Below are 12,577 nucleotides of genomic sequence, written 5' to 3'. Positions count from 1 at the left end.
AGCCGAATCCGGACACAATGACGCCTAGGTATAATTAATGTAGATTCTCATACTACTATATATAATATTTACCAGCAAGTGAAATTGTAATAGGCTTATTTAAGGAAGAACAAGAGAACTTGAATGATAGAAAATCGCTCCATCAACTAAAGGTGAGCGAACTAGGAGGTTATTAGATTGGAAATTTTTGCTCATAGAGGCGTCTCGGCACATTACCCTGAAAATACAATGGCTGCTTTTACAGCCGCATCAAAGCTTCCGATTACAGGCATTGAGCTAGATGTTCATTTAACAGCAGATAGGGAGTTAGTCGTTATTCATGACGAAAAAATCGACCGCACATCAAACGGCTCTGGCTACGTAAAAGACTACACGCTACAAGAGCTGCGTGCATTTGATTTTGGCTCATGGTTTTCAGCTGAATTTGAAGACGAAAGCATTCCAACTCTAGGAGACGTATTAGAACTGTTTGCAGGCACAAATCATCGCATTAACATCGAGCTCAAAACCGATGTATTCCCATATGACGGGATAGAAGCCCTTGTGATTAGAGAGATTGCTGCCTATCAAATGACAGAAAGAGTGATTATATCCTCCTTCAATCATGAATCAATTCAAATCATCTCGCAAAGAGCGCCATATATCGAAAAAGCGGCCCTATTTGCAGAAATCTTAGTAGACTTTACCGGCTATACAGCCCAAATCCCAGCAAACGCTATACACGTCAACCTACCTACAGCGCTTCGAAGATCGGTCCAAGAAGCCCTAAATGAAGGAACGACTGTCCGTGTATATACAGTAAATGACGTCGATAACGCAAAACAATTACAGCAGCTCGGCGTACAGGGGATATTTACAGATGACCCGGAGAAGATCTTAGCTACGTTGATAGGGTAGAATGGCTGGAACGTGGCTGGGGTGGAGTGGCGGAATGAAGAGCTAAGGTGAAGGAAAGAATCGGCGAAGTGATGGATAGAGAAGCTAAAGTATTAGAACCGGCAAAGTGATGGATAGAACCGTCGAAGTCGTGGATAGAACCGCTCAAAACGTGGATAGAGTCGTCGAAGTCGTGGATAGAACCGCTCAAAACGTGGATAGACTCGTCGAAGTCGTGGATAGAACTGCTCAAAACGTGGATAGACTCGTCGAAGTCGTGGATAGAACCGCCCAAATCGTGGATAGAGTCGTCAGAGCGACGGAAAGAAGAAGCGAATCGACGGATAGAAATCAGAGCGACGGAGGGAAGAGCCGAATCGACGGATAAAAAGACGAGAGCGACGGAAAGAAGAGCCAAGGCGATTGATAGAAATCAGAGCGACGGAAAGAAGAGCCGAATCGACGGATAAAAAGACGAGAGCGACGGAAAGAAAAGCCAAGGTGACGGATAGAAATCAGAGCGACGGAAAGAAGAAGCGAATCGACGGATAAAAAGACGAGAGCGACGGAAAGAAGAGCCAGAGCGACGTATAGAAATCAGAGCGACGGAAAGAAAAGCCAAGGTGACGTATAGAAATCAGAGCGACGGAAGGAAGAAGCGAATCGGCGGATAGAGAATCAAAAGATATGGATAGCTGTGCCCAAATCGTGAATGGAACCATCAAGTCGTGGATAGACTCTCTGAAATCGTGGATAGAACCATCAAAGACGTGGATAGCCCCGCCGAAATCGTGGATAGAACCATCAAAATCGTGGATAGACTTGCCGAAATCGTGGATAGACTTGCCGAAATCGTGGATAGAGCCATCAAGTCGTGGATAGCCCCGCCGAAATCGTGGATAGAACCATCAAAGACGTGGAAAGCCCCGCCCGAATCGTGGATAGGACCACAAAATCAACGGATAGCCCCACGAAAATCCGCAGAAAGCCGTTATTCATAGACTTTTCGGATTTAACGCGCTGAGGGTGCGCAATTCAGTGCGTTAAATCCCAGTATGAAAAGAGTATAGTAAGCAATTAAGTTATTACCACTTAACGCGATTCTCTTCGATACTGCCTAGCATTTGCTTGATGACAAGTGTTTCGCCATTGTCTAGTAATACGGTGCCGTCGTAGTAGCCAAACATTTGGTGTACTTCAGATTTTACGAGGCCAGCTTTTGTGACGGCAACACGCTCGTAGAATGGGGAGAATGTTAATGAAACTTGGTTCGTGAATTTAGTTTTAATTTTCCACCGTTGCATTAAATCCTCTTGATTATAATTGAACAGTACATCTTCATGTATTTTTGTCATTTTGCCTTCAACGAAAACAGCATTTTCGGTCATTCCAGTGCCGTCTGTCCATTTACCTCCTAAGTTGAGTCCGATTCGTCTGCCTCGAACTCGCTGTGAGGCCATTCCCCAAGTCCATGTGGATTGACGCGGCCAAACGCCACGACTGTATTCTAGTACAGAGAAGTTTTCCTCAGGAGAAAATGTAAAGCGGCGAGCACCAATTGACACAAAACCAGAAGTAGGAAGTGTGTGATGCTTCCCTGTAAATTGGAATGTTTTACGGTTCCAAGGGATGACTACATTCAATGACTCGTCTGTAGGCGGATGTTGAATGATAAGCTTTGCACATAAAGTATCTCCATCAAAGTCTGGGATCGAAACGGATAGCTGGGTTTCATTTTGTACATATGTCATATCGATCATCATTTCACTATTTTTGAAGGTTACTGAATCTAGCACCTGTGTTGGCATTTTTAATTTTCCGCCCAATGGAACTATAATTGTTTTTTCAAAGTAGCGCTGTGTTTCATATTCGAGGAAATAGACGAAGCAGACCGCTGCGTAGTCTAGATGGCTAATAGTAGCAGAGAAGATAATCTCATCACCGTAGACACACCAATAATTCCATTTCTTTTTGCGCATGATATGGCCACTTAAATTGCTGTTTATAAGAGGTTTGCGTGCAAATCCGATGGCAGCTGGATTTAAATTGCCTTTTTTATCGCATAAAAGAGTAGGTTGTATAATTTCTTTCTCAGCATGCTGCTTCACATTCAACATCCCTTCTGATCATAAAATAAATATCTATAATTCCTTACCCTTATTGTAGCAAAAACTAGCAAAGATAGTGCCAAATAAGACCACTTTCGACATTTTTATGAATAAGGACCTAGCTAATAGAAAGATCCCTTTATACATATGTTGAACATAAGGAGGGTGAGTGTGGCAAAAATGTATAACAGACAGGCCGCTGTGCAGTATGCGAACTTGTGGTGGAACAGGCGTAATCCAGCGTTTCCGAATTTTACTGTTGATTGTACGAACTATATATCTCAATGTTTACTTGCGGGGGGAGCGCCTATGCGGGGGGCTCCAAACAGAGGGAAAGGTTGGTGGCTTCAGCATGGGAATTGGAGCTTTAGCTGGTCGGTGGCACATTCCCTTAGATGGTATTTGGAAGGCTCAACGACTGGGTTAAAGGGAAGGCGGGTTCAGTCTGCCGAAGAATTAGAGCTTGGAGATATTATTTTTTATGATTTTCAAGGGGATGGGAGAGTTGACCATTCTGTCATTGTGACTAGTATTCAAAATGGTATTCCTTATGTTAATGCACACACTTCAGATAGTATTAATCGATCTTATTTTTATGAAGATTCCACAGCCTATACGCCAAGCATGACTTATTATTATATTCATATTGATGATAGTTTTGCTTAAAGTGATAGTAGTTTTAAAGCCCATCATTTTATGATAATGTGAAGGAGGATATATAAATTTAATACTAGCAGTGTTATAGAAGGAGATATGAGTATATGAGTGAACAAGTTTTATCTGTAAGGGATGCGATTATTGAGCGTCGTTCTATTAAAAAATTTAATGGCCAGCCAGTAGAGCGTGAAGATTTAATGGCTATTATTGACGATGCGGTATGGGCACCGAATCACGGTAATCGTGAGCCTTGGCGTTTAGTCGTTGCTTGTGGTGAGGAGTTATCGGCTCTTCATAATTTATTGCGTGATATAGCGATACCAAAATGGCAGGAACTTTCAAGTGAAGATTTAGCGAAGCAAATGACGAAATTCACATTACCAGGCGGTTATGCATTTGTAATCGTTCCAGAGGATGCACGACAAAAAGAGCGATTAGAAGATTACGGAGCGGCAAGTATTTTTATTCAAAATATTCAATTGCTAGCTTGGGATAAAGGAATCGGTTCATGCTGGAAAACTCCTGGTTTCCTTGATAATCCGAAATTCCGTGAAGCCCTAAAGGTTCAGCCGGGTGAGCGTGTGATTGCGATGCTACAAGTTGGTTATTTTGATGAAGCACCAAAAGGGAAAGAACGTAAAAAATCAGCAGAAATCGTTACGGTTTTTGGAGAATAACATAGCAAAATCCCCTCGTTAAAATAGACGAGGGGATTTCTTTGCTTTATTTTTGTAATTCAGCAACCTCAAATAAATAATCACTTAAAACACGTAAGCCTTTATCGAAGTTTTCTAAATGGAAGTGCTCATTTGGTGCATGGAAGTTTTCACTTGATAAGCCGAAGCCCATTAGCACTACTGGTAATTCTAAAATTTCATCAAAGGCAGCGACGATAGGGATGGATCCTCCGCCACGTGTGTAAGCAGTTGGTACATTATATACTTTTTCATATGAGCGACCGGCAGCTTGGATAAATGGATGATCAAATGGTGTTAAGAATGGACGTCCTTTATCAAATTCAGAAATCGTCACTTCAACGCCAGTTGGTTTATGTTTTTCAATATGCGCTTTTAAAAGTGCTACAATTGCATCTGGCTCTTGATTTGGCACAAGACGGCATGTGATTTTTGCGCTAGCCTCAGCAGGAAGCACTGTTTTAATGCCTTCGCCAGAGAAGCCTCCAAATACACCATTGACCTCTAATGTTGGGCGCGCCCAAGTGCGTTCTAAATAAGAATAACCAGCTTCACCGAATAATTCTTTCACGCCAACTTCTTCTTTCACGGATTCTTCATCAAAACCAAGTGCACGGTAAGCTTCACGTTCTTCTTCCGTTAATGGTAAAACGTTGTCGTAGAAGCCCTCTACTTGAATTGTTCCATGCTCATCACGGAAAGAGGCTAAAATGTCAGCTAATGCATGAATAGCGTTTTGTACACCGCCACCGTAAAGACCAGAGTGAAGGTCACCTTTAGCACCACGAACATCAATTTGAACCCCTGTTAAGCCACGTAATCCATAGCATACAGCAGGCTTACCAGGACCATATAAACCTGTATCAGAGATCAAAATTAAGTCTGCAGCTAGTTTCTCTTTATGTTCTTCAACATAAGCAGGAAGGTTAGGGCTACCAATCTCTTCTTCACCTTCATAGATGAACTTCACGTTCACTGGTAAAATGCCAGTTGTCGCAAATAATGCTTCAATCATTTTCAGGTGCATAAACACTTGTCCTTTATCGTCACTAGCACCGCGAGCAAACAATTTGTTGTCACGAATCGTAGGGTTGAATGGCTCTGTTTCCCATAAATTTAATGGGTCAACAGGTTGTACATCGTAATGACCATAAAATAGAATAGTTGGTTTACCCTCGGCGTGTAACCAATCAGCATAAACAACAGGGTGACCTGCAGTTTGCGTAATAGAGATATTCTCAAGATTTAGCTTTTTAAAAGCGTTCGCTAGCCACTCTGCGGCATTTTGTATATCGCCCTTATGCTCAGATAAAGAACTAATACTTGGAATACGTAAAAATTCATTTAATTCATTTAAGTGTGCCTCGCGATGTTCTGTGAAATACGCATCTAACTGCTGTACATTTATCATTTAGCATCCCTCTTTTCAAATATTTCGATAATAGAAATAGTATAGCATAATGTGGTTGGGGAATCTTGCTATAGCAATGGTTTCTAACGTTTTTGATGATTAGCCCCACTAGCCTGTAAAGTTTGGTTGAATACCGAAACAGATTTTTCCTCTAACTCTTTTAAAACATGATCATGAATTTAGTAAATCATCCGCACATATCATTTTAGTAAACTTGAAAGATGAGGTGGATTATTGGAGGTTAAATTTTATGAATCAGATGATCTCTTGGGATTAGAAAAGAAAGTGAATGATGCCATTAAAAATGCAAAAAGTCACGAAGTTAACAATATAGTATTCAGTTATCATCAACCTACAGAAACAGCAAATGAATTATATATTGTGATGATAGTATTCGAGTGCTGAATTGGTAATGACAATACATTCCAGTTGCACTATTATATATATAGGTATTTTGGAGGTGTTAATGATTTTTGAGATGAATGATGTAGAAGTGGAAATTTTGGAAGAAGTTAAAAATGGAAGAAAAGAAATTCTTTTTCCTAAGAAAACTAAAGATATATCGAAAGAAGAAATACATGGGACATTTATGTTGAAAAGCTTCGGGTAGATACATGGGGAAGACTATTCAGATGAAGATAAACTTGGGTATGTGAATGTAACGTTAACAGATAAAGGTAAGTATTATTTTATGTCTGAGGAATAAATTGGAAATTGTGTTTCAGCAAAGTTGAAGAATACATAAAACATAAGAAGGAAGGATTTATTATGGAAGAAACCCCACATAAAAAACGTCCAGTTCATGATAATAACGTGATTAAAAAAGGAATAGTTATTGCTAGCATTATATTATGTTACTGTGTAATTGCTGTTATCTATTCGCTTTTCTTATATGGAAAAATCGAGTGGTCTCTATTATTTTTAGCATTATGTATGATTTATTTAATAGAAGTTGCTAACACCAATAAAAAATTAATTAAAAAGAACTTCAATAAACAAATATGAAGGCATATATGCCTTACTCCTAGCAGGGGAAGGCTTTTTCTTTTATCGATAAGAAAACGTGTTGAAAGAAGTTGAAAAAGACCACCTATAAATAGACGGTCTTGTTACTACTTACCAAATGAAAGGGATTAGTTTTTTAGTTGTCTGTTTATATAATGTAAATGGTTCTCCGTACTTGTTTTGTAGGTAATCATCAGATTTTGGGATATAGCCAAAAATAAATACTAAGAATAAACCTAGAGGAATTAGCAAACTGTACATATTGTTAGAGATTAGCGCTAAGCCTAGTACCCAAAGGCAATCTCCGAGATAATTAATATGAATCGCATATTTAAATAAACCGCCTGTATATAGTTTACCTTTGTTTTTAGGATTGTCTTTAAACGGTTTTCTAAGTAACTCTGAAACTGTGTTTAACATACTGCCCCCTAAAAATAATATCCAGCCTATAATAAGTAGTGTTAAGTTTGGATCCTGGTTACTAGTAATCATTAAAATGGGGAAACCTAAATAATAAATCCCAAATGCTAGACTATTCATGATGGCTTCTTGCCATGCAATACCCCTAGGCAACCATATAAACATCATAGCTGTTAATCGTAAAGCTGTAATAATTAAAGCAATAAAAAGCCCTAGTGAAATGCCTGATTTGTCATATGTAATGAAAAGTAAATAATAGGCAATGATTAAATAGATAATCTCAGCAACTAAAATTAAAATCTTTTCTTTTATCGTTGACTTGTTAATACCATACATGTAAGATCCTCCTTCATTTTTTATTTGATGGGGAAATATACTTCTGTAATATGATTCTCCTCTGGTGTGCTATAGGGGTTCGTTTTGTAAATTTCAAACGGAGCACCGTTCAGTTTATAGTTATTTTCATCAATCCAAACATGCAGCTTTGTATGAATAGAAGGTAATTCATCGTAAGAGCCAATAAGCGTAGCCATTGCGCAAAGACCAGGATTAAACACTTTCGTATTATTGGTGGCTATTGCAAGGGGAATCGCAATTTCTACATCATAATTTTCAGGTTCATATTCTGAACTATGGAAAATAGCAAGTGGCTTGGCAATAGGTGATAGATTTTCAAACAAAATTTTACTAAACAACTCATTAAAGTGTTTTAGAAAATCAGCGGTATTTATTTGTTTTCGTTGAGAAAAGATAGGATAGGTTAAGTGATCAACAAGTTTAATCTCAATCTGATCTAAATAACCCATAATATTTTTCTCTTCCTCTAATAGTTGAATATCATGTTTTAACTTTTTGGACAACGAAGAATAAAATGTAATCTGTTGTGTCAGACTTTCTTGTTTGGCTTTCATTTTAGAGTTAAGAAGTTCGGCATCCTCCAAATTAGCAAAAATAACCTTAATTTCTTCCAATGAAAATAAATAGCCTTTTAAGCGTGCAATCAATAAAGCTGTTTCCAATTGAGAAATATTATAATAGCGATAGTTGTTTTTGGCGTCTATGAAAGCAGGTTTTAAAAGTCCGATTTCATCATAGTAGCGAAGAGTCTTCAATTTGAGATGGGATATTTTCGAAAACTCACCAATTGTAAGCATAATAATCACCTCCTGTTTTAACTATAATGCTTCCTGTAAGGGGAGGGTCAATCAATGTAGCTAAATTTTTTTATAGGGGGGCTTGGGGCAATAGATGTTTTATGTTCGAAAACGAAGCGAGCCAAAGTGTGTTGGTCACGACGGAGTCGCCCAATCGTTTGAATTGAACCTCATTAAGTAAATAAATTCTAATAAAAAGCTGAATGATAGAAATCATTCAGCTTTCCGTATGCTTATTCGCGAATAACCAATAGTACGCCACTAAAGATTAATACAGTGCCAACCCAAAAGGATACGCCGATTTGTTCGCCTAGTAATAGCCATCCTAGGAAGGTGCCGACGATTGGTTGAAAGAAGAAAAATAGACCGCCACTTGCGGCATTGAGCATCTGTAATCCACGGTTCCACAGTAAGAAGCCGCACGCTGTAGAGATGACGCCTAAGTAGAGTAGGCCACCCCAGATGGATGGTTCTACCATAGCATGGAAGTCTAACTTTAGTAGTCGTGGTATGGCTAAAGGTGTTAAAACAATGATAGCGACAAGTGTTCCGTAGCTTGTGACAACGATTTGTGAATAATGCTCCGGTATACGTTTAATAAGAACGGACATTAATGACCAGGTGAGGGCAGCGATTAGCAGAGCAACACCCCCTAATTGATAGGAGGAATCGATATGTGCTCGACCTACGATCATGTAGACTCCGAATGTCGCTAGAATAATAGAAACAGCTTTTTTTAACGTAATTTTTTCTTTTAAAATGAATCTCGCAAATACAACCATAAATGCTGGTGTCGTTGCTGTAATGATGGCGCCCATTTGAGCAGTAGATAGCATAGTACCTATTTCTTGGGCGACGATAGAAATTGTATTTCCGATGAGCCCAATCATAAAGATTAACAGCCAGTCCCGTTTTTCGATTCGCCAAGATTGTTTTGTCATAGTGCCGATGATGAACAACGCGATGATGGCAATCATATAGCGTAGCCATACTAATTCTAAAGGTGGTATAGTATCGACAACTACTTTAACGACTACATACATGCCGCCCCAAATACTAGCAGCAAGTGATAAATATAAGGAACCTACTAAGGTTTTTTTCATGTTTTCCCCTCCGTTATCTCTAGACAATTTTTGTCCTTAACGGAGATATGAAGATTCTCCGTTAAGGGAGAATCACTTCAGGTACATCATGTTCAAATAATGGTGAGAAGATCATCATTAGCCAACTCCTTCTATTATATTTCATTTATCATATAACATTTTTTTGAATTTGAGAGAAAAAATGATCTAAATTCAGACCATATTTAAATGCTACAACACTATTGAGCTGTATACCTACCATCAACAAGTGGGGTAGTGCCGTTGACAAAGCTTGCATCATCGCTTGCTAAAACTAGCACAGCTTTTGCTAGTTTACCAAGTCGGCCTTGTGGATGAAGGGCAGCTAAATATTCTTTTTTTTTGAGCATCTACTTCAGAGAGTAGGGGTGTGTCGATGGATCTCGGGCATACTGTATTTACACGAATGTCTTCTTTGGTATAAGCAGTACATAAGTTTTGATAATAAAACATAACAAATAAATAGTGAAAATTCCCTGACTGAAATCCAGGGAATTCTCACTATTTAATTTAGCAACCGTACCAAGCCATTTTCGCAATAAATGCAGAAATCAGAACACCTGCACCATCTACATTTGTCTGATCAGCACAAGCATTAAGAACTTTGTCACATCCACAACGACCAGGGTAGCTTGTATTAGTTACATAACAATTATCGTGCCATTTGCAGCAAGTATCCAAGTCATTTATTGGAGTACCTGACCCACAACCAGCTCCACACCAGTTATATTTCTTACCAGCTAATGTACAACAAGAACTACCCCATACACAATCAAGATAAGCAATATATGGTTCAATCTCTGCCTCTTTATCTTCTGGGATTTTGAATTGACTTTCGTCATACGAATGATCTACTTCATAAATAATTTGGCCGTTTTCAAAAGCTGTTACGAAAACGCGAGGAACACCGTCTTTTTCACCTAAGCGAATAGCAGATACATTAAGTGATTCTTTTTCATTTGTTTTTGTAGCAATAATACGAAGTTGAGCTTCGTCACTTAGTTGTACATAAGTTTGCGTTTGTTCAACTAAAATTTCCTCTGATTCCTTTTCGTCTTCAAAATATTCTACATTGAAAACAGTTTGAACAAAATCATCATTTACACGAGATTTGTGTTCCTTTAAATGTTTAATTGCTTGCTCTACTAAAGGATTTTCCGTAATCCCTAAAGTTTGAGTTGAAAGCTCTTTCTCTACTACCCGACCTCTTACCATAGTCAAATCGCTCCTTTTTCAAGAATTCGTAAACCCTCTATTGGTTTACATCTTAAAAAAGTGAGTGAAAGAGTCGTATTTTAAACCAATCTTCAAAAAAATATTTGAGATATATTTCTAAATAACCGAGATATTCGGCTTTTTAATTATGCTTCAGAAAATCCTATCCCAAAGCCAACTAGTAATAAAAATATAGTCAAAAGTACAAAACATAGACCATTGACAATGACACTTAAAATAATAATATTTGTTTTTTTTGTTCTAATCCCCATCACTATTGAAACAATAAATCCAATATCTATTAATGCAAAGAGCCCTAAAAAAATAGTTAGGTATGGTTCATTCACGAAACGACTAATAAAGAAAACTGCAAAAGTAGCTATGACTAATATAAGCGTAAAGATTATTGGCCTCGATTCTTTGCGAATAACTTGAAGATCACCTTCCATCAGAATCACCTCTCTGTATCTTTCATAACTGATTAACTTATATTTTTTTGCTATACAAATTTATTCAAACCTAAGAAATTGAGCAGATAACTGTTTTATCGATTGATCCTGTCTAAATATACTATACTATTCTAAGTATTATGAAAACAACTTGTAACTTCTTTTCAGAGCTTTCAAAAGTTCAGAGCTTTCAAAAGTTCAGAGCATGAAGGGGCTGCTCACTGAACAAGATGGGGGAACGCTTAGGTTTATTTTTATCAAGAAAAGGGGAAAGAGTGGAGAACGCCTCTGAACTCCACTTAACGTAAAGGGAATCTATGATTTTGGATTAGCAGAAGGGTATGACAATAAAAAAATAGGTAGCCTACTGTTTTTAAGTGAACATACAGTAAGGGGTTATGCCAGTAATTTAATGACTGAGCTAAGAGCAAAAAATCGTACACAGGTTGTCGCTTCTGTCCTTCGATTAGGTTTGTTGAGTTAACTCTGAATTATTTAAGGCTCATCACCAAAAGTTATGAATGACTTTTGTTAAAATGTCTACTTTGTAAATACGTTGATCTTCGTTCCTGCTGAGCGACTCCTTGGGGATCAATCATCCACACGTTTTGGCGATGATCTTAAATAAGGAGTACTGTGCTTTAGGAAATATAAGAGAATGCTATTGGGAGTACAATAAAAACGAAGTAGAAGGGACGTGTTATGAAGCTTTCCTCCGCAAAGGAAGTATTGTAATAAAACATTATTTACGAATATTACAAGTGAAAGGATCTTAGCTTACACGATTGTAATGTAATTGAAAGCCAATACGATAGAGTGTAATACATTATTTTGCGAGAATGTATATAGAAGCAAGAACAAGAAGCGGAGGAATACAAAATGAATGAAAAATTAGAAGGCGTATATGAGGAATTTAATCGTTACATATACCACTTATGTTTAAAACTTACTCGCAATACTGTAGAAGCTGAAGATTTAATGCAAGAAGTATGGGTAAAGGTTGTACGTTATGAGAATAGCGTTGCCGAAGTGGAGCATATTAAAGCTTGGCTTACAACAATTACAATGAATACATTTAGAGATCGCTATCGTAAAACAACACGACGTAGTAAATACATGATGAACCAACCTGAAACATTAGACGTACCGATATTAGATTTGGTTCCCAATAATGACATTTCAACTGAAGAAAAAATTGAAAAAGATATTGTTACTCAATTAGTACAGGATAAAATGGGCCAACTAGATGGAATCTATCGTAAAACTTTATGGTATTTCTACATAGACCAATATTCACTTGCAGAAATCTCTACAATTATGAAAGTTTCAATTGGTACTGTGAAATCTCGTTTATTCCGTGCGAAAGCTCGTTTGAAAGAAATGCTAATGGCCGATGTAGCCATCGTAGAGTCAGTGCTACCAGCATGATGAAATGCATTGGTCGCACTAGCAGTATTACTTAGACG

The 12,577-nt window shown here is 37.9% G+C and carries 14 protein-coding genes and 1 pseudogene; 7 read left to right on the top strand and 8 right to left on the bottom strand.

The window, feature by feature from the left end; all coding sequences use genetic code 11:
• Positions 1 to 177 precede the first annotated feature (177 nt).
• A complete protein-coding gene (locus ACQKN4_RS22145; protein ID WP_427484824.1) occupies positions 178 to 897 on the top strand; it encodes a glycerophosphodiester phosphodiesterase in 720 nt (239 codons plus the stop codon).
• A gap of 1,064 nt (positions 898 to 1,961) precedes the next feature.
• On the opposite strand, the gene ACQKN4_RS22140 is transcribed toward ACQKN4_RS22145, so the two are convergent.
• Positions 1,962 to 2,984 (bottom strand): DUF2804 domain-containing protein, encoded by a 1,023-nt coding sequence (locus tag ACQKN4_RS22140; RefSeq protein ID WP_079563740.1) that lies wholly within the window; start codon positions 2,982 to 2,984, stop codon positions 1,962 to 1,964.
• 171 nt (positions 2,985 to 3,155) lie between these two features.
• Between ACQKN4_RS22140 and ACQKN4_RS22135 the strand changes: the two genes are divergently transcribed.
• A complete protein-coding gene (locus ACQKN4_RS22135) occupies positions 3,156 to 3,650 on the top strand; it encodes an amidase domain-containing protein (RefSeq protein WP_427484823.1) in 495 nt (164 codons plus the stop codon).
• A gap of 95 nt (positions 3,651 to 3,745) precedes the next feature.
• The gene (locus tag ACQKN4_RS22130; protein ID WP_427484822.1) at positions 3,746 to 4,318 is read left to right on the top strand and encodes a nitroreductase family protein; all 573 of its coding nucleotides are present in this window, start codon (positions 3,746 to 3,748) and stop codon (positions 4,316 to 4,318) included.
• A 46-nt stretch (positions 4,319 to 4,364) separates the two neighbouring features.
• Here the strand turns inward: ACQKN4_RS22130 and ACQKN4_RS22125 are convergent, their stop codons facing one another.
• Positions 4,365 to 5,747, bottom strand: coding sequence for a dipeptidase (locus tag ACQKN4_RS22125; RefSeq protein WP_427484820.1), 1,383 nt, complete (start codon positions 5,745 to 5,747; stop codon positions 4,365 to 4,367).
• A gap of 466 nt (positions 5,748 to 6,213) precedes the next feature.
• Between ACQKN4_RS22125 and ACQKN4_RS22120 the strand changes: the two genes are divergently transcribed.
• Together ACQKN4_RS22120 and ACQKN4_RS22115 are read left to right on the top strand one after the other, a co-directional pair.
• The gene (locus ACQKN4_RS22120; RefSeq protein ID WP_170939066.1) at positions 6,214 to 6,357 is read left to right on the top strand and encodes a hypothetical protein; all 144 of its coding nucleotides are present in this window, start codon (positions 6,214 to 6,216) and stop codon (positions 6,355 to 6,357) included.
• Positions 6,358 to 6,515: 158 nt separating this feature from the next.
• Positions 6,516 to 6,752 (top strand): hypothetical protein, encoded by a 237-nt coding sequence (locus ACQKN4_RS22115; protein WP_079563757.1) that lies wholly within the window; start codon positions 6,516 to 6,518, stop codon positions 6,750 to 6,752.
• A 111-nt stretch (positions 6,753 to 6,863) separates the two neighbouring features.
• On the opposite strand, the gene ACQKN4_RS22110 is transcribed toward ACQKN4_RS22115, so the two are convergent.
• The 6 genes and pseudogenes from ACQKN4_RS22110 to ACQKN4_RS22085 all read right to left on the bottom strand — a co-directional run bounded on the left by ACQKN4_RS22110 (position 6,864) and on the right by ACQKN4_RS22085 (position 11,111).
• Positions 6,864 to 7,508, bottom strand: coding sequence for a methyltransferase family protein (locus ACQKN4_RS22110; RefSeq protein WP_427484817.1), 645 nt, complete (start codon positions 7,506 to 7,508; stop codon positions 6,864 to 6,866).
• A 20-nt stretch (positions 7,509 to 7,528) separates the two neighbouring features.
• Entirely contained in the window at positions 7,529 to 8,326 is a 798-nt protein-coding gene (locus ACQKN4_RS22105; RefSeq protein WP_427484816.1) for a MerR family transcriptional regulator, read from the bottom strand.
• 233 nt (positions 8,327 to 8,559) lie between these two features.
• Positions 8,560 to 9,429: a DMT family transporter gene (locus tag ACQKN4_RS22100; protein WP_079563734.1), complete on the bottom strand. Its 870-nt coding sequence runs from the start codon at positions 9,427 to 9,429 to the stop codon at positions 8,560 to 8,562.
• A gap of 218 nt (positions 9,430 to 9,647) precedes the next feature.
• Positions 9,648 to 9,888: pseudogene (locus ACQKN4_RS22095) on the bottom strand (SDR family oxidoreductase); the annotation flags it as partial.
• A 69-nt stretch (positions 9,889 to 9,957) separates the two neighbouring features.
• Positions 9,958 to 10,662 carry a hypothetical protein gene (locus ACQKN4_RS22090; protein ID WP_079563733.1) on the bottom strand — a complete coding sequence of 235 codons (705 nt, stop codon included), beginning with the start codon at positions 10,660 to 10,662 and terminating at the stop codon, positions 9,958 to 9,960.
• Between the two features lie 146 nt (positions 10,663 to 10,808).
• Positions 10,809 to 11,111, bottom strand: a complete 303-nt coding sequence (locus ACQKN4_RS22085) for a hypothetical protein (protein ID WP_079563732.1) — start codon at positions 11,109 to 11,111, stop codon at positions 10,809 to 10,811.
• A 313-nt stretch (positions 11,112 to 11,424) separates the two neighbouring features.
• Here ACQKN4_RS22085 and ACQKN4_RS22080 point away from each other — a divergent pair, with 313 nt between their 5' ends.
• Together ACQKN4_RS22080 and ACQKN4_RS22075 are read left to right on the top strand one after the other, a co-directional pair.
• Complete coding sequence (locus tag ACQKN4_RS22080) at positions 11,425 to 11,595, top strand: response regulator transcription factor (protein WP_346427009.1); 171 nt, start codon at positions 11,425 to 11,427, stop codon at positions 11,593 to 11,595.
• 395 nt (positions 11,596 to 11,990) lie between these two features.
• Positions 11,991 to 12,539 carry an RNA polymerase sigma factor gene (locus ACQKN4_RS22075; RefSeq protein ID WP_079563731.1) on the top strand — a complete coding sequence of 183 codons (549 nt, stop codon included), beginning with the start codon at positions 11,991 to 11,993 and terminating at the stop codon, positions 12,537 to 12,539.
• Positions 12,540 to 12,577 lie beyond the last annotated feature (38 nt).

The organism is Lysinibacillus sp. NPDC093692 (assembly GCF_050280125.1).
Classification (GTDB): domain Bacteria; phylum Bacillota; class Bacilli; order Bacillales_A; family Planococcaceae; genus Lysinibacillus.
This window is presented reverse-complemented; position numbering and strand designations above follow the sequence as displayed.